Below are 17,361 nucleotides of genomic sequence, written 5' to 3' on the forward strand. Positions count from 1 at the left end.
AAGTTTTCCCCCTGACTTACACTTAGGCTTTGCTCATCATCGGGGAAAATCCATGTCCAGCGTAAAACAATCCGGAAGCGGCACATTAGGTCATCGCCAGGTTTTTCGCCTGGGGTACGGCGCCATGCAACTGGCCGGCCCTGGCGTCTTCGGCCCACCGGCCGACCCGGACGGCGCCATCCGGGTACTGCAAGCGGCGGTGGAAGCCGGGGTCAACCATATTGATACCTCCGATTTTTACGGTCCTCACATCACCAACCAGCTAATTCGACAGGCCCTGCACCCTTACACCGACGATCTCTGCATCGTGACCAAAGTCAGTGCCCGCCGTGATGAACAAGGGAACTGGCTCCCGGCAATATCGCCGGAAGAGCTGACGCAAGCGGTGGAAGATAACCTGCGTAATCTGGGTCTCGAGGTGCTGGAGGTCGTGAATTTGCGCAGCATGCTCAGCGCCCACGGGCCGGTCGAAGGGTCGCTCGAAGGGCCGCTGACCACCCTGCTCGAGCTTAAAGAACGCGGACTTATCCGCCACATTGGCCTCAGCAACGTTACCGCACAGCAGGTGGCCGACGCGCAAAAGCTGACGCCCATTGTCTGTGTACAGAACCAGTACAACGTCGCCAACCGCGGCGACGATGCGCTGATCGACCAGCTTGCCGCGCAGAATATTGCCTACGTCCCGTTCTTCCCGCTGGGTGGATTTAGCCCACTGCAGGTGCAGGAACTTAACGATATCGCCGCCGCGCTGGAGGCAACACCGATGCAGGTGGCCCTCGCCTGGCTGCTGCAACGCTCGGCTAATATCCTGCTGATTCCGGGCACCTCTTCGCTGCAGCATTTGCAGGAAAACCTCGCCGCTGGCGCGCTGACTCTTCCGCCAGAGGCTATTGCAACGTTAGATAAATTGCAGGCCTGATGGTCGCGGGCATCCGGTGCGGAGGCTTTTCGCACCGACCCGCTCGTCCTCCCATTATTTGCCTGGAATTAGCTCAACAGTGCTGGCACTATATATAGAATAAACAGGTAGTTGTTTACACCATTCCGTAACCAATAACCTCATACACAGCAGTGAATTATACTTTTTTTGACGAGTCTCCTTAATGGGGACTTCTGTCGTTTTTGCCTTCCAGACTTTTTTGAACTCTTGATTACAGGAAAAACAATATCTGAATCGACGTTTATACAAATCAATCCAGCTACAAAGATAGCTAATAACATCAAATGCTCAGAAAAACATCTGGTTAATACAATCAGAATGTTGGCATTGCTATACAAAAAATTAACTACACACAATAAAAATCAACAAGGAATCTAGATGACTGAGGGAACAATAAAAACCAGCAGGTATGAGATCATTGCTATTTTCAGGGAAGAACTCAGAAAACAGTCTGAGATAGAAATCTTCCTCAATAACAAAAGCATCATGACCCAACTCACACGGGTTGATTTTGCCGAGTTCCATATCGTCACGCATAGCAAGATCCCTCCAGGGAATAGATATAGATTCATTCTGCATAGTGATTCAGGCAAGATTGAATTCAACTCGACGTTGCTGGAAAATTATGATGGCGAGCACCAACAGGGTAATAAATTCTCATTTACCCTGCCTGACTGTCTGCAGGTGATTCAACGCCGACGCGACCCGCGCTTTCGCCTTCATCACCACTATGATTTCTTTTGTCGTGGCCGACATAAAAATGGTGAGAACTATACGTTCGAAATTAAAGACATCTCAGATGGCGGCTGCGCGTTGATGGCGAAAAACCCTAACTTAAAGTTTCTCGGCCATCATTCGGTGTTAAAAAATTCAATTCTGTCATTAGCTGAATACGGCGAAATCACTATCGATTTAGTCATCAAGAATGTCATTGAAGTCACCCTCGACGATGGCAGCGTAGACCAGGAGACCTACCATCAGGTGTCCTGTCAATTTAAATTCCGCCATCATGATGACAGAACCAGAATAGAGAAAATGCTGCTGGATTTGATTCTGGAAGCCAAACGTAAAAAGAGAGTCTGATCTTTTGGACAGGATATCGCTGTACACTGATGACAATATCATTGGTCAATCAATACACCGCTATATGGTTGATAATAATAAAAATATTTCAATATTTCGTTATCAGGATATTGCGCAAAAGGCAGGGATGCCTTTCGCCGGCATCGTCATCGTTAATGTCATCCATCAGGACATATCGGCTGCCGAAACAATGTCGCGGCTCAATACGCTGCGCGGGTATCTCCTGAACTGCACCCGGCTGATTTTGATGGTAAAAAGTGACATTGCCAGCCTGTGCCTGGAGCTGATAGATATAGGTAATGTATTGATACTCACAGAAAAATCGTCGTTGGGTGATTTTTATCTTGCCACCAGCACGCCGCTCAACGGACGCCATGCTCCGGCGCAGAAGAAACTTTCCGCCAGAGAGTTACAGGTTCTTGAACTGACGATGACCTGCCATAACAACAAACGAATCGCCACCCTGCTGAACATCGACCATAAAACGGTACACAGCCATAAAATGCATATCATGAAAAAGCTGGGTATGGATAATTCCCGGATGATGAACCAGAAAATAGTCAACCTGTATCAATGCTAAAAACGGGTATCTTCCATCTTCAGCATAAAAACAATCGGAGACCAATCAAAACCAAACAATTAATTGGGAAGTTACATTTAATAATTATTCCCAACTACAACAAGGTCACTTATAATCATGACACCCTGCAACAACAATGTGTAATTTCCCGGCGAGAAAAAATGAAAGCCAACCTATTTTCAGATAACAACTTGTCCCGTAGTGACATCGCCGTACGTTATGTCTTTCAAAAAATGTTCTCACCACAAGATACATTGGTTGCTGTGGAGTGCTTAAGCCGTTTCGATACCATGCCGGTGGCCCCGGAGTATTTCTTTCGCCACGCTAACACCGCGCTGCGTGAAAGTATTTTCATGGAGCAATTAGCATTAATTGAAAAGCACAAAGCGTGGTTTATCGATAATGGCATTTCGGCGACAATCAATGTCGACGACCACATTCTCAGCATGCTCCATCATCCAAAAATCGAAGACTATATTAAACGACTGGGCTGTGTTCACTTTGAGGTGACTGAAAACGCCAACAGTTTGCTTAACGATGCGCTTGCTAACTGGCAAACAACCCCTACCTCAACCTTATGGCTCGATGACTTTGGCTCTGGTTATGCGGGCATTAATGCTATTCGTGGATATCATTTTGATTATGTCAAAATTGATAAAGACTTCTTCTGGCATTTAATGAAAAAAGAGTCCGGCCGTCCTTTAATGGATGCTCTGGTAACCTTCCTTTCACGCAATAACCATAACGTCATTATTGAAGGGGTGGAAAGCGAAGCGCATAAAAAATGGCTTCAGGGGATGGAGTGGTTTGCTGTTCAGGGCCATTACTGGAAAGAAGTCAGTATTGAACAACTGGTTCAGGAAAACATTACCCAGTAAAAATACCGGAACCACCCGGTATTTTTACTGACGAAAAGCGCACACCTTCAGTTATATACTAATTCCCAGGTGGCCCAGCTGGTTATCGGGCCGCTGGTGGCCTGCAGCGGTGTCGGCGACACGTAGCCAATATAGTAAGTAAATACCCCGCCATTAACCGATTTTTCTACCATCGATACCCGGTTTTGCTGCGGATCTGCGGGCACAATTTTATTGCTCTTATCGAGGGTATTATTGTCATTGGTCGATAGCGCCAGATAGATATTTCGCGCCCCGTCCGGCAGCATATTAGCCAGATAGCCGGCGTTTTCGTTGGCCGCCGCCGTCAGCATAAATCCATCAACCCAACGCACATTCACCGAGCGGATCTCATGGCTATCCGCCGCGCCGCCATCGTGACGTAGTTGACAGTTCGACAACTCAAGAGTGAAAGATTGCGGTTTCATCAATGCTCCGGCACCACGCGCGTGGACCTCAGCCAGGCTCACCGGCGCCAGCCAGACGTTGCCACTGCCGGCATTATGGCCGCCGTTAAGCGCCACGCTGCAGGAAATATCCGTCACCCGCCCGGCAAAGTCGACTCGTCCGTTATCGTATTCCGGCATAAACCCGTAGACCGACGACGTGACAATCATGCTGCCTGCCACCGCCAGTCTCAGACATTGTTTGCTGCGGGTAACCCATTCATAATCCTTCATCCCGGCCTCCCGAATTAATCGTATGTCAGGTTAAAGATCATATGCGACTCCACCTCGCCGGTACTGGTAGTCGGCAAATACTGGTAAAAGCGCGCATGATAAGCTTGCGTAAAGTAACGCGTCTCCTGATTACGTAGAGAGCCGATGCTGTACTTTTTGTTAAACTCCAGCGGCACGCCCTCCCGCAGCACCTGAATACCGACCCCTTTCGCTGCTGAGCTACCGCTTTTTTCGTTCAGCAATGCTCCCTGCTTGAGGGTGGTGCTGGTCGCCAGCGTGCCGGAGAACGAGGTCTGAATATTGGCGAATCCCGTGTCGCTTAACCCGCCGCTGCACTGCAGTTCAATATTAAAATCACGACCGCCAGCGGTGGTGCCAACCCCTTTCAGATCGCTGCGTTTAATGCTGCCCACCTCAACGTTCATATTCTTACCGCCCACCACCGTACAGGAAGGGGAGACGATGGTGATCGCGTTGGCGCTCAGGTAGGTTTCCAGGATCGGGTTATTGCCTCTTTCCCAGTCATAAGAGGTATATTTTCCTGCCGCCAACGTCCCGCTGCCGGTGACTGCGGCAGTCTTGATAAGCTCCAGGGTAAAACGTGAGCCCTCCAGCGTATAGTTAGTCCCCCGCCCACCGTTGGAGGTGTAACTACCGGGATAAACAATATTCACCGTCGAACCGCCACGGCTAAAACGCATGCCGATACCCGGCACGTTGGTGGAGTAGACCTTGTTTCCCAGATCATGCACGCCGGCGGCCACAATGTCGGCCTTAAAGGTATTGTTATTGGTGCAGTAGTAGCTAACGCCATTGCCGCCCGGCATGGTCCAGTCCTGTTTGACGATAACCGCACCGACCGGCAGGTCTGGCGACACCACCACGCGTCCCAGAGTCATATCAAACTGCACCGTACTGGCCGAACGGCGCGAACAGTCCGCCCACACCGTTGATGTACCGAGGGCAAGCAAGCCAGCCGCCATGATCAGTCGTTTACTCAGCGACATACCGTTTCCTTTGTTTTTGCCTGACCCAGATCCACCGAACATTGTCCGTCGCTCCACTTCACCGTGACGCGCTTAACGCTGGCATCATTGATAAACATCATGCTGCCCTGACCTACCACACCAATATCCTTTCCTGACGGGTCAAGAATGGTGGCGGCGAACGGCAGCGGTTGATGATTCGACTGTCGTGCCAGAAGCGTGATGCTGTTCTGCACCGTGGTCGCGAACGACACCTTCACTACGCTGCCTTCCCACGGGACAACCTGTGCCACGGTACGCGCAAACGCGATATCTTCCTGACTCCCTTTCGGGTCGATCTCTACCGAGTTAATCCGGTACGGGCGCAGATACGGCAAAATAGCGTAGCCATTACTGTCAACACGGGTGCCCGGCGACCCCGGCAGCATCGCGCCAGCGGCATCTTTGGCTTCAATCAGCGCCATGGTGCTACCACTTTCCGGCGAGAACACCACGCCATGGCGATGGGCAATCAATGTCCCGCTGGCCCCGAGTCCGCTCTGGCGGTAGCCCTCGCCCTGGCTGTAGCTGCCGTTGAGGGTGGTCCATGGCGTGCGGTAGCTGCCGTTCAGGGCCACATCATGCTGCCCTCCGGTAGCCGTGGTGGTTGAGATGCCGTAGTTAAGGTTATTTTCGCGATCCAGCGCGCCATTAATGCCAATCTGCGAGCTGCCAAAGCGCGAGTTGTTGAACGAAGTATTCGAGGTCAGGTTGGCGGTACGGTTCTCGCCAAACCATAACGGGTAGCTAAAGTTCAGCGAGACGCGATCGTCACGACGATGCCCACTGTTATCCGGCGTGTAGACGCGCTGCGCCCCAACGGACCACGAAAGACGCCCGTACGTGTTGTTGTAGTTGAGCTGATACTGCTTCTCGGTTCCCGAACGGTTCCAGTAATCAGAGACGCTACCGCTGAGATAAAAACCGCCCCAGCCGTCCGGCAGGTTCTGGTTAACGGTAAAGGTCATGCCGTTTTTCTGCCGCCACAGGGTGTAGTTACGGTTACGGTTCTTTTCTTGATCGATGGTGTACAGCGCGTCGTTGAGGTTGTAATAGCCTTTAGTAGAGTAGCGATAGGCCGCCAGGACGATACTGGTCTGGGTCTCGGTAAACATCCGGTTAAAAGTGGCCCGATAGCTCTGCCCCTTCTCATCCAGGGTGTCGCTCTTCAAGCGCGACTGGGTGACATCCAGCGACAGCGCACCGATACCGGTATTCATCCCGGCCCCCAGCAGAAAGGCCTGATAGTCATCAAAACCGGTCACGCCGGTATAGCCGGTAAACAGGTTGCTCAGACCACGTTGCCAGGTGGCCTGATAGAGCATCGGTTTATTCCGCAACGAATTATCATCGACCTTACCGGCTGACAACGCATAGCGGGTCATGCCCGGTCGCAGCAGCTGCGCGACCGAAGCGTAAGGGACACTGAAGACCTGCACCGACCCATCGGCCTCTTTGACCGTGACATCAAGATCGCTGCCGTAGCCGGAAGGATAGACATCCTGCAACGTAAACGGCCCCGGCGGCACCGAGGTCTGATAAATAATGTTGTTGCCCTGGCGCACGGTTACCAGCGCGTTGCTTTGCGCCACGCCGCGGATTTCCGGGGCGTAGGAGCGCATGCCGTCCGGGAACATATTGTCATCGGTCGCCAGGTTGACCCCACGCAGGCCAATGGTGTCGAAGAATTCACCGTTAGTGAAAATCTGCCCGCCGCTGACGATCGAATTAATCTGCGGGATCGGCCGCTGGAGGTAGGTCTGGTTGCTGTTCCAGTGGGCCTTCCCCTGCTGCTGTTGCCAGTTGAGGTTGCCGATATGCTTGAACAGCCAGCCGTCCCAGGACAGACCGGCATTGATACCAAGATAGGCGCTGCTGTTATCCGAACCGTTGGCCGCCGAGGTATGGCTGGTCCAGGTATTCGCCATCCAGCCGAGATTCAGCGCGGCAATGCCCTTATCCCAGAATTCCGGACTGACAAAGTTTTTCAGACGCTGATCCTGAAAGATCTGCGGGACGGTAATCTCCAGTCGCAGGGCGGACTGGATCAGATTGTCTTTGACGGAAGCGTCGTCATACCACGCCTGCAGACGGCCACAAAAGCCTGCCTGCTTGCTCAGCTGCGGGTTGAGTTTTTCTGCCGAAATGCCGTAACGCTCGAGCATCTCGCGGGTGTAGCAGATCCCGAGGTTGCCCTCTTTGTCACGGGTGACGTTGAGCTCATAGCGCCCCTTCCACTCGTTATTGGTGTAAACGTCGAGCGAATAGGTCCCTTCCGTAATGGCACTGGCGGAGAAGCGGGACAAATCGACCTTTTCCCGGCTGCCAACGATAAAACCATCATTAAACTGGTATACCGTTCCCGGGTTTTCCTGTCCGCTGGAAAATGGCGGGAAGCAGAACAGCGCCATCGCGATCGCCGTGCTTAATCTTCCCGGGCAGATAGACCTCTGCGTCATGATCGAATCCCTTATTTAACCGCGACTTTCACCGCCACATCTGCGCCATAGTCATTGATATTGTTGAGCGTCAGGGTCTCGCCACGGTTCACGGCGCCAGAGAGCGCTACGGTCTGGCTTGACTGCGGCGCCAGCATCACCGTTTTGCTGTTCAGGGCTTTACCGCCCTCGCGGGAAATACGGCTGATGGTGAGATAAAACGGCGTCGGGTTGTTAACTGCCAGGCTGCTGCCATTCGCGGTCAGCGTCAGTTGCTCTGGCGCGGCGTCGCGGTTGCCCAGTCCGACAGGACGATAGATAAATTTGAAGCGCGAACGGATCGCCAGCTGAAGGATGTTGTCGCCTTCATTTTTCTGGTTGGCAACCACCGGCGGGATCTCGAGCAGATTCAGCCACCACAGCGTCTCTTTATTCTGTGCCAGCCCGGCAGCGCTCCCCAGCTTAATGCGTAAGGTCTGCCCGCTTTTCGCGTCAACGCGTGAAATCGGCGGGGTAATAATAAATGGCGTGGTAATGGTATCCGGCGTGGCGTCGGCATTACCGTTATCCAGCCAGGCTTGCGCCAGGGCCGGACGGTCGGCGGTATTAGAAAGCTGAACCGTTATTTCTTTTTCATTTCCTGGGTAAATAAAGCGGGTGCCATTGACGATAATATTGTTGGCATGAGCCGCAATACTAAAAATGAAACAGAAAAAAAGGACAATATGCTTCATGCTGACCTCAGAAGAAAAAAAATAAGCGGCAGCAATCGCCGCTTTATTATTGTTTTAAACCGCCGGTGTAACCGACGGTTTTATTTTCTGGCGAGAATTACTGATAAGTAATTTCGTAGGTCGCGTAGCTGTTAACGACACCAGTGGTCACGGTATCCGGGGTATTGGTCGCGTAACCCACGAAGTAAGTGAAGCGCGCGCCGTCCTGAACTGCGGATTCATCAGCGGTGGCTTTCGGCTGAGTCGCGTCACCCGGGATGATTTTATTAGTCAGGGTGCTGCTGTCATCGGTGGACAGAACCAGCTGAATGTTTTTCGCACCTGCTGCTTCGGTGTTCGCCAGGTAGCCGACTTGTTTGCCTGCCGCGCCAGCCAGCAGGTTACCGCCGGTCCAGTTCACGCCCAGTTTGCTGACTTCATCCAGCTTCTCGTTGCTCGCGGATTGGCAGTTGCTGACGTCGATGGTGAAAGATTTTGGTTTCAGGTAGGTATCCGCAGCGGCCGCTTTAACTTCAGTCAGCGTCACCGGAGACAGGTAAACGTTAGCATCGCTGCCCTGGCCGTTAACAGAAACGGTGCAGGATACATCGGTCACTTTACCGAAGAAATTAACCTGGCCACCACCAACATTGGTATCAGCCGCATTTGCCGCAGTCATACCAAAAAATGCAGTCGCTATTGCTGCAGAGAGAAGAACCTTTTTCATTGCCATTTCCTTGTCAGAGTGAGTTTTATATCAATAAAACCAGCAGTAAATCTGCACAAAAGTCAGAAGCGTTATGCGATGCTCACTTGTGCAACTGTGAATAGAAACTTCGACTGACCGGAAGCCGCAATATTTAAGGCGTCAGGACACGAACACAATTGATGGCGTTCGGTAATGCTATCGGCGTCAAAGAATGCTATTTATCGGCAACAAATATACATTTGCTTATAACTTGTTACATCCCATGGACGATAAGTTTTGACTATTGATAAAACCATAACAATAGCCAAAAACAAACAACAAGTTATTTACATTGAAAAGGAAAAGGCGCAATAGATATATATCGAGGAGGGAATATCATGACAAACAATGCTATTTCCTGGCTATCGTGAATATTCTTAATAATAAACGCAGGGGTCATCAGTCGCGTCAAATACCCCCTGCGCGATGTGTCTACAGCAGCAGTTGAAAGTGCTGACGCAGTGCCTGCTTGCCTTTCGGGCCGATCGTCACCTGGCGAAATCCTGGGGTGACCACAAACCAGCCGTGGAGCTGACCATGGCGCAATAACGCCGCTCCCACGGCGCCTCCGGGGTGAAAACGCCGCTCGCTCCAGTCCAGACAGGCGCAGCATACCCTGCGCCTCCCGGCCGGCAAGATCACCCCTAAACGTGCAAACTGCACCTCTCCGGTTGCCGTCAGCGCCTCGCCATCCGGCGTGATCCACGCTTCGCGCAATAAGAAATCATAGAGCCCGACCGCCACTTCGCCCGCCAGATGATCGTAGCAGGTTCGCGCCGTACGCAAATTCACCGGGGTGCGGGTGGTGAGCGGCGTCGCGTGTTTGCCAGCCATGACCATCATGTTTTCCAGCAGTGCGGCCACATCGGCACTCGCCAGCCGGTAATAACGGTGGCGCCCCTGCGCCAGGCACACCAGCAGCTGGCTGGTGACCAGCCGGTTAAGGTGGGCGCTGGCGGTTGAGGCAGAAACCTCAGCAACCGTCGACAGCTCCGTGGCGGTCCACGCCCGACCATCCATTAAGGCGCAGAGCATTTTCATGCGCGAGGCGTCGGCCATGGCGGCAGCCAGCGCGGTGATGGCCTCCGCCAGTGACTCATCATCAGCAATCGTGTTGGCCGGTTTTAACATAGTGCCTCATCAGGTGATGGCCCAGGCACGCGTCACGTCCTGCGCCAGTGAAAAGTTATCGGTCACCAGAATCAGGCGATTGGCATGATCGCTGTACTGGGTCAGGATATTGATTCCCTGCTCAGCCAGCGCCTGCGCTATCGCCCCCAGTTCGCCGGGTTGTTCCTGTTTTAGCCTGCGGATAAGCGGCTGGCAAACGCCCGCGACCGGGATCCCCGCCTGCTCCAGCACCGCTCTGGCCCGTTCGCCTTCAACCACCAGAAAATGGGCATGGCATTGATTGCCGCAGGTAAACACGCCGCCCCCTTCCAGCCCCACGCCCTGTTTTCCCAGCGTTTGCCCGAGCTTCGCCAGCTGGCCAGGCATATTGGGCAGGATCACATGAACATCATACATCACCGCGCTCCTCCCGGTTGGCCGAGCCATAGGCGCGAATAACCTGCGCAATGCGAATCTGCCAGGCGGAAAAGATATCTGCCTTGCCCTCCTGCTGGGCCGCCTGGTGGCAGAGATTCTGTTTCCATGCCAGCACCGCTTGTTCATCACGCCACCAGGAGAGGGAAAGAATTTTCCCCTCCGTTGTCAGGCTTTGAAAACGTTCAATGCTGATAAAGCCATCAATCGTGCTAAGCAACGGTTTCAGTTCCGCTGCCAGGGCCAGGTAACGCGCCTGTTTTGCCGGGGTGACATCGGCTTCAAAGAGTACCGCGATCATTGTGTCGTCCTTCTACTGTCAGTGATGACGCCACTGTAATGCTCCCGCTCACCCGATGCTTCGCCGGCCAGCGAAGTATCCCCGGCCCTCTTTTAACCAGCCAGGAAGACGCGACATCGCCGTACATTTCAAAAAATAATGGTATCAGCACTACTTTTTTTTAATTCACCGGGTTCACAAGCCAGTAACTAACCCATTGTTTTTGATGGATACAAGATCCAAAACGTCACCTGATCGTCATCAAGATGGCACAAAAGTGTGATCTAAATCGCACTTTTTGCAACGCTGGTTATAGTTAGCAGGCTTATTATAAACCCATCGAAAGCACAACGCTTTCCACCTAAAAAGTTAAAAGGATACACACCATGAAAAACGTAAAATTACTTGCCGCTGCCGGTATGCTCTCCCTGGTTTCTTTCGCAAGCTTTGCCCAGCACCCGGTCAGCGTCACTGCAGACACCCTGGACAGCGCAGAAGCAAAAATTGCCACTATCGCTAAAGATCAAGGCGCGTCTTACCACATTACCGAAGCCTATACCGGTAATCAGGTTCATATGACCGCCGAACTGTCTAAATAAGAGAATGGTTGCAGAGGGAGCTGCCAGACTGGCCGCCGAAAGGCGGCCCGTTTGGTTCCCACCGCACAAGCACCATGCAGCAATGTCGGGCCCCTTTATGGGGCTTTTTTTGTGAGTGCGCGCTGGATAGTCAGCACGCTCACCAGCACCACGACCAATCCCAGCAGCGCCAGCCCCTCAATTTTCTGTCCGAGAAAAACCCAGCCTAATAATACAGCCGTCACCGGGCTCAGCAGACTTAATGCCGATACCGCGACCGAAGGCAGACGGCTAATCCCCCGAAACCATAACCCGTAAGCCAGCATTGCCCCGGCTACGCACAACCACAGGTAGCCGGCGGCCTGGGTCATTGTCACCTGCTGCAACGGCGGATCCACCCACCACGCCACCGGAGCCAGCACCACGCCGCCAATCAGTAGTTGCCAGCCCGTTAATGCCACTACCGGCAGTGATATCGCCCAACGCCGCGACAGCCAGGTACCCAGCGCCATACTCACCGCCCCGGCGAATGCCGCCAGGATCCCCAGCGGATCCAGTACAACGTCCGGCGACAGCAGCAACAACGCCATGCCGATAATGCCGCTGCACGCCGAGACCACCGCCAGCCACGGCGAACGCTGTCGGTCGACACACCATGCCAGCAGCATCACCAGCAGCGGCTGTATGGCGCCAATCACCGCGGCCAGCCCTCCGGGCAGACGGTAGGCGGCAATAAACAGCAGCGCCTGAAATGCGCCAATATTGAGGATCCCGGTGACAATCAGCTTCCACCACTCCCCACGTCGTGGAAAACGCCGACACCAGATCAGCAGCGCTACGCCAGCTGGCAGCACCCGCAGCAGTGCCGCGATAAAGGGGCGGTCCGGCGGCAAAAACTGCGAGGTCACAATATAGGTTGTTCCCCAGATAGCCGGAGCCAGGGCGGTCAACAGTAAATCGACAACGGGAGACTGCGAGAGAAAGCGCATGATTTTATCTTCACTTCAAGGTAAGTTGGTCGCTAAAGTATGTATCGATAAATGTCTTGATATCAAGATAAGTGAGCACAATTGGACAAGTCCCGCCCGGCTGACGCCGTAGATCGTATTCTTGAACAGTGGAAACGGGAGCGCCCGGATCTCGATTGCAGCCCGATGGGGCCGATCGGGCGCCTGAAGCGCTGCGCCATGCTGCTGGAGCCGCAAATAGAAGCCGCTTTTATTCGCCACGATCTGGTGCGCTGGGAGTTTGACATGCTGGCAACGCTGCGCCGGGCCGGCGCGCCATTTATCCTCTCTCCCACCCAGCTTTTTTCGACGCTGATGATCACCTCCGGCACCATGACCCATCGTCTGAAAGCGCTTGAGAAAAGAGGCTTTATCAGCCGGTTAGCTGACCCGAACGATGCGCGAAGCATGCTGGTTGCCCTGACGCCTGAAGGGCGCGAGCGGATCGATAGTGCGGTAGAAACCCACGTGGAAAACGAACGCCAGCTGCTGGCCGGATTGACCACCGCCCAGCGCCAGCAGCTGGATCAGTCGCTGGCGCTGTTGATGCGTTTGCTGGAAACCCGCTAGCAGCCGGCGGCGATATAGTCGCCGTTCGCGCTCATCGGGATCACGGTTAAAAACAGCACGCAGGCGAATAACATCAGGATCACTCCGCCGATAATTTTTACCGTCGGGACCAGCCACGTGAGGCGACGCTCATCGCCTCCGCCAAACAGACTGACCGCCCGTTCACGCGCGTAGCGTACCGCCAGCGAGAGGCCAAGAATCGATAATGCGGTCCCCAGCGACATCGTCATGACTGCGGCAATGCCCCAGCTGACAATCCCCAGGGCGTTAGAAAACAGCAGGATCATGATTGCCCCGCTGCACGGTCTGGCACCGATCGCCAGCACCACACCAAGCCGGGTTTTCCAGTCAACCTGGGTCAGGTCGCGCCCGACGCCGTGATGGCCGCAGCCGCAATGCTCGTCGTGCTGATGCAGCGGGGTCGCCACCCGGATAGTCATCTTCCGCGGCCGCAGGCCCCTGAGGGTTTGATAGATAACAAAGGCGCCAAACGCCCCGATCATCAGGGCGCTAATTTTCTCCACATACCAGCGGCTGGTACTGAGATCGCCAGAGGCCAGATTCAGCCCTACCGCCAGGATAAAGACAAACAGAATAGCGCTCACTCCCTGCATCAGGCTGCCGAGAAACGGTACCACCCGCGCCGCCACCAGGCTCTCCTGGTTGGTGCTGAGATAGGTGGTGACGATAAATTTGCCGTGCCCGGGCCCGACCGCGTGGAGTGCACCGTACAGAAACGCCCCGCCCAGCAGCCACATCCCGCCGCTGTACTCATGGTTATTGAGCTGCAAAAGATACATCACCAGATAGCGATGCAGAGTAATTTGAGTTGCCAGGCACCATTGCAGGAATGCGCCCCAGTGCGCATGGAGCGCCACCCCGGCCCACAGCAGCGCCAGCACCGGCAGCCCCAGCGAAAGAAGACGCCAGTCACGCGTCAGAATGCGAGTTGTCATCATTTTTAACCATTAAGAGCCTACCTCAGTAGGCGTAGATTGCATTTTGCAATGCCCGCCGATTACGCATACCATCAGCCATTCTACCGTCGTCAGGCAAGGAGATGCTTGTGGAGCAAAATAACACCTCTGAACACCCCGACAGCCACGAGAGCCGCTTCCATAAAGAAGAGTTTCCCTTCTTCTGGGTGGTCAACGTGTATGCAAAGTATACGCAGTTGATGGAAATCGAATTAAAAAAAATCGACATCGATCTTTCCCGTTTCCGGGTGCTGATGCTGGTCCATCAGTATCACAGAGCCAGCATCTCCCGTATTACGGAGTATGCCGTCAGTAAAATGCCCACCGTCACCAAAATTGTGGGGCGCCTGCGCGATGACGGACTGCTGACCACCCATATCAGCGCCAGCGATGGCCGCGTCACGGAAGCAGAGCTAACGCCCGCCGGCCAGGCGAAGGTCGCCGAGGCCCAGATACTGAGCAAAAAAGTGTTCGCCAGGGCATTTAAAGGCATCACGCCCGCTCAGGAAAAGAAAATGAACCACGTGCTGTCCCTGCTGCTCCACAATCTCAACGACTAACCCCCCTCACTGACGACGCGACAATAACCTTTATATCAAAAAGGGTATTGTCGTTCATCCCGTTTACCCTGCGTTTTTCGCACAGTTTTTATCATTTTATTAACTTATATTTTGCGCTGTTTTTTTGTGACCCCCCTCAAGAGATTAAAATATAACCACCCAATAATAACCATAAAAACAATAAATTAAAAATTATTTTTTATTTATAAAAATTCATATCATCAAATTCCATGTGAAAAATACGTTACAAATTACTTGAACTTTCAAGTTTTAATGACAAGATTATCTCAAGTTCGACGCTGTACGTTTTATGCCCATATCACTTCGCTCAGTATCGTTAAACGGATAAATGAACCATGGCTAATGAACATCGCTCAGACATGACATCCGCGCCTTGCGGATTTATCTCGCGCTTTACGCTGGGCGCCGGAGAAGTGACGTTTGCGGTCAAAGACACCATCGATATCGCCGACCACGCCACCCAGGCCGGCAGCCCGGTGCGACAGAATGTACCGGCGGCTGAAGCCCACGCCCGGGTAGTTCAGCAGTTGCTGGATAACGGCTATCAGCTGCGCGGGAAAACCACCCTGCACGAGCTGGCCTTTGGCGTCACCGGCATCAACAGCTGGAGCGGAACGCCGGTCAACCCGCACTATCCGGCGCTGATCCCCGGCGGATCGTCGAGCGGTTCCGCTACCGTGGTGGCTGCAGGCGAGGTCGATTTTTCGATTGGCACCGACACCGGCGGTTCAGTACGCATGCCGGCAGCCTGTTGTGGCGTCGTGGGCCTGAAACCGACCTGGGGCCGCGTGAGTCGCCAGGGAGTGATGCCCGCCGACAGCTCGCTGGACTGCGTTGGTTTCTTCAGTCGCGACGTAGCAACCCTGCGACCGGTGCTGGAAAGCGTGCTGGGCGAACGCGCCCCTGCCGCCCCGGCCCGACCGGCCACCGCCTTTCTCTCCGGGCTAGCGACAGCCGAGATTGAACAGTTGATCCTCGCACGCCTGGCGCAGTCAGGGATCTTTGCGGCGGATACCACGCTGCCGGGCTTTGCCGACGCCCACCAGGCCGGTCTGACGATCATCAGCCAGGAGAACTGGCAGGCGTTTCATAGCATCGTTGACTCCCCGCTGCTGGCCCAGGATGTGGCCGTGCGCATCCGCGCGGGTGCGGACGTTAGCCCGGCCCAGCGTCAGGCCGCAGAAGATGTGCGCCGGGCCTTCAGCCAGGCCGTTGATGCCCAACTGGCCCGCACGCCGGTGATTTTACTGCCGACCCTGCCAGCCTTCCCGCCGACGCTGGCCGAAGCCGCCGACCCGCTGAACGTGGTGAACCTGACCCGGCTGGTGCGTCCGTTTAATCTCAGCGGTCATCCGGCACTGACGCTCCCCATCGGAGAAATAAATCAACGCCCGGTGGCCTTGCAAATCGTCGGCCGGAAAAATAAAGAATTCGATTTACTCTATTTTGCCGAAACGTTAATGGCAAATTTACAATAATCAGACTCGCAAACTAATAATAATAAAAACAATTCACTCTCTTTAACTGGAAGGGGCTAAGTCATATGTTAAACCCGTCGGCATCGCTGCGTGCGGAAAAGACCCTGCACGCAACAAATAGTGAATTAACCGAATTACTCGGCGAATTAAAATCGCGCAGCGAGGAATTTGAACAACAGCGATATATCTCTGCCGATATTATTGCGCGTTTTAAAAAGATTGGCGTTTATCGTGCATTAGTCCCGGCACAATATGGTGGCGATGAAATATCCCCCGCCGAATTTTGCCAGTTGATTGAAACCATCGCCAGCGCCGACGGCTCCGCCGGTTGGGTCGCCAGCTTTGGCATGAACCCTTTTTATCTCGGCGGCCTGCCCTTAAGCACGCTGGATGAAATTTATCGTCATGGTCCGGATGTGGTTTTTGCCGGCGGGATTTTCCCTCCGCAAAAAGCCATCGCTCAGGACGGTGGATTCCAGGTCAGCGGCCGCTGGAGCTTCGCCAGCGGCTGCACCGGCGCAGAGCTTATCGGCGTGGGCATCCTGCCGGATGACGGCTCTGCCCGTCCGCTGCCGCGTATCGCGGTGCTTCCTGCCGACCGCTTCACCATCGACCCGGTATGGAATACCGTCGGTCTGGCAGGCACCGGCAGCCACGACGTGGTGCTCAAAGAGGCATTTGTCCCGGAAGAGTGGACCTTTATTCGCGGCGGCGAACTCAATCTGGACGGCGCACTTTACCGCTACCCGGTCCTGTCGCTGGCAACGCAGGTGCTCTCGGTGGTGGCGCTGGGCATCGCCCGGGCCGCGCTCAGTGAGATCTATGCCATCGCCGAGCGCCAGAGTTCGGTCACCGGCGCTCCGTGCCTGGCCGACCGTCAGTTCGCACAGATGGAAATCGCCCATTGTGAAGCGGAGCTGCGCTCGGCCCGCTGCTGGTTCTACGATGCCATCGATGATGTCTGGCAGGCTATTTTACGCGGTGATACCCCTGCCGAGGAGATGATCAACGCCCTGCGGCTGTCATCGACGCATATCACCCGCGTCGCGTCTTCCGTGACCACCCGCGCGCTGAAGCTGGCCGGCATGCCAGGCGTCGCCATGCGTAGCCCGCTGCAGCGCTATGCCCGCGATTCGATGGTGATCACCCAACATGCCTTTATGGGCGAACTCACTTACATCAATGCCGGAAATATGTTCTTCGGCCACTCGCCGCTGCCCGGCTATTTATAACCCTTTAAGG

19 protein-coding genes are annotated in these 17,361 nt (G+C 54.2%); 9 read left to right on the forward strand and 10 right to left on the reverse strand.

Features of this window, described 5'->3' with window-relative positions; genetic code table 11:
• The first annotated feature begins 52 nt into the window (after positions 1-52).
• The 4 genes from ACMYSO_RS09500 (at position 53) to mrkJ (ending at position 3,481) form a co-directional block, all read left to right on the forward strand.
• Complete coding sequence (locus tag ACMYSO_RS09500; RefSeq protein WP_434670296.1) at positions 53-919, forward strand: aldo/keto reductase family oxidoreductase; 867 nt, start codon at positions 53-55, stop codon at positions 917-919.
• 399 nt (positions 920-1,318) lie between these two features.
• Positions 1,319-2,023: a flagellar brake protein gene (locus ACMYSO_RS09505; RefSeq protein ID WP_434670297.1), complete on the forward strand. Its 705-nt coding sequence runs from the start codon at positions 1,319-1,321 to the stop codon at positions 2,021-2,023.
• Positions 2,024-2,087: 64 nt separating this feature from the next.
• Positions 2,088-2,603 carry a LuxR C-terminal-related transcriptional regulator gene (locus ACMYSO_RS09510; RefSeq protein ID WP_434670299.1) on the forward strand — a complete coding sequence of 172 codons (516 nt, stop codon included), beginning with the start codon at positions 2,088-2,090 and terminating at the stop codon, positions 2,601-2,603.
• Between the two features lie 161 nt (positions 2,604-2,764).
• A complete protein-coding gene (gene mrkJ, locus ACMYSO_RS09515) occupies positions 2,765-3,481 on the forward strand; it encodes a cyclic-di-GMP phosphodiesterase MrkJ (RefSeq protein WP_434670300.1) in 717 nt (238 codons plus the stop codon).
• Between the two features lie 47 nt (positions 3,482-3,528).
• Here mrkJ and ACMYSO_RS09520 read toward each other — a convergent pair whose 3' ends face one another.
• The 8 genes from ACMYSO_RS09520 to ACMYSO_RS09555 form a co-directional block, all read right to left on the reverse strand.
• Complete coding sequence (locus tag ACMYSO_RS09520) at positions 3,529-4,116, reverse strand: fimbrial protein (RefSeq protein WP_434670779.1); 588 nt, start codon at positions 4,114-4,116, stop codon at positions 3,529-3,531.
• 77 nt (positions 4,117-4,193) lie between these two features.
• Positions 4,194-5,186, reverse strand: coding sequence for a fimbrial protein (locus ACMYSO_RS09525; RefSeq protein ID WP_434670302.1), 993 nt, complete (start codon positions 5,184-5,186; stop codon positions 4,194-4,196).
• A complete protein-coding gene (locus ACMYSO_RS09530) occupies positions 5,177-7,663 on the reverse strand; it encodes a fimbria/pilus outer membrane usher protein (protein ID WP_434670303.1) in 2,487 nt (828 codons plus the stop codon). Before ACMYSO_RS09530 ends, ACMYSO_RS09525 begins: the two co-directional genes overlap by 10 nt.
• Positions 7,664-7,674: 11 nt before the next feature.
• Positions 7,675-8,376, reverse strand: a complete 702-nt coding sequence (locus tag ACMYSO_RS09535; RefSeq protein ID WP_434583210.1) for a fimbrial biogenesis chaperone — start codon at positions 8,374-8,376, stop codon at positions 7,675-7,677.
• Between the two features lie 97 nt (positions 8,377-8,473).
• The gene (locus ACMYSO_RS09540) at positions 8,474-9,082 is read right to left on the reverse strand and encodes a fimbrial protein (protein ID WP_434670304.1); all 609 of its coding nucleotides are present in this window, start codon (positions 9,080-9,082) and stop codon (positions 8,474-8,476) included.
• A gap of 453 nt (positions 9,083-9,535) precedes the next feature.
• The gene (locus ACMYSO_RS09545) at positions 9,536-10,234 is read right to left on the reverse strand and encodes an ArsR/SmtB family transcription factor (protein ID WP_434670305.1); all 699 of its coding nucleotides are present in this window, start codon (positions 10,232-10,234) and stop codon (positions 9,536-9,538) included.
• Between the two features lie 9 nt (positions 10,235-10,243).
• Positions 10,244-10,630: an amino acid-binding protein gene (locus tag ACMYSO_RS09550; RefSeq protein WP_434670306.1), complete on the reverse strand. Its 387-nt coding sequence runs from the start codon at positions 10,628-10,630 to the stop codon at positions 10,244-10,246.
• The gene (locus tag ACMYSO_RS09555; protein ID WP_434670307.1) at positions 10,623-10,949 is read right to left on the reverse strand and encodes an antibiotic biosynthesis monooxygenase family protein; all 327 of its coding nucleotides are present in this window, start codon (positions 10,947-10,949) and stop codon (positions 10,623-10,625) included. The genes ACMYSO_RS09550 and ACMYSO_RS09555 overlap by 8 nt, the downstream gene beginning before the upstream one ends.
• Positions 10,950-11,314: 365 nt before the next feature.
• Between ACMYSO_RS09555 and ACMYSO_RS09560 the strand changes: the two genes are divergently transcribed.
• Positions 11,315-11,527, forward strand: coding sequence for a YdgH/BhsA/McbA-like domain containing protein (locus ACMYSO_RS09560; RefSeq protein ID WP_015585822.1), 213 nt, complete (start codon positions 11,315-11,317; stop codon positions 11,525-11,527).
• A 95-nt stretch (positions 11,528-11,622) separates the two neighbouring features.
• On the opposite strand, the gene ACMYSO_RS09565 is transcribed toward ACMYSO_RS09560, so the two are convergent.
• Positions 11,623-12,495 (reverse strand): EamA family transporter, encoded by an 873-nt coding sequence (locus tag ACMYSO_RS09565; RefSeq protein WP_434670308.1) that lies wholly within the window; start codon positions 12,493-12,495, stop codon positions 11,623-11,625.
• Between the two features lie 81 nt (positions 12,496-12,576).
• Between ACMYSO_RS09565 and ACMYSO_RS09570 the strand changes: the two genes are divergently transcribed.
• Positions 12,577-13,083, forward strand: a complete 507-nt coding sequence (locus tag ACMYSO_RS09570) for a MarR family winged helix-turn-helix transcriptional regulator (RefSeq protein ID WP_434670309.1) — start codon at positions 12,577-12,579, stop codon at positions 13,081-13,083.
• Here ACMYSO_RS09570 and ACMYSO_RS09575 read toward each other — a convergent pair.
• Positions 13,080-14,039 carry a nickel/cobalt transporter gene (locus ACMYSO_RS09575; RefSeq protein WP_434670780.1) on the reverse strand — a complete coding sequence of 320 codons (960 nt, stop codon included), beginning with the start codon at positions 14,037-14,039 and terminating at the stop codon, positions 13,080-13,082. The genes ACMYSO_RS09570 and ACMYSO_RS09575 overlap by 4 nt on opposite strands.
• A 104-nt stretch (positions 14,040-14,143) precedes the next feature.
• Here ACMYSO_RS09575 and ACMYSO_RS09580 point away from each other — a divergent pair, with 104 nt between their 5' ends.
• The 3 genes from ACMYSO_RS09580 (at position 14,144) to ACMYSO_RS09590 (ending at position 17,351) form a co-directional block, all read left to right on the forward strand.
• On the forward strand, positions 14,144-14,620 hold the full coding sequence (locus ACMYSO_RS09580) for a MarR family winged helix-turn-helix transcriptional regulator (RefSeq protein ID WP_373876251.1): 477 nt from the start codon (positions 14,144-14,146) through the stop codon (positions 14,618-14,620).
• A 356-nt stretch (positions 14,621-14,976) separates the two neighbouring features.
• A complete protein-coding gene (locus ACMYSO_RS09585; protein WP_434670310.1) occupies positions 14,977-16,119 on the forward strand; it encodes an amidase in 1,143 nt (380 codons plus the stop codon).
• A gap of 65 nt (positions 16,120-16,184) precedes the next feature.
• Positions 16,185-17,351: an acyl-CoA dehydrogenase family protein gene (locus ACMYSO_RS09590; RefSeq protein ID WP_434670311.1), complete on the forward strand. Its 1,167-nt coding sequence runs from the start codon at positions 16,185-16,187 to the stop codon at positions 17,349-17,351.
• The last annotated feature ends 10 nt before the right edge of the window (positions 17,352-17,361 follow it).

Origin of the sequence: Klebsiella sp. B345 (genome assembly GCF_051131735.1) — a bacterium.
Lineage (GTDB): Bacteria > Pseudomonadota > Gammaproteobacteria > Enterobacterales > Enterobacteriaceae > Klebsiella.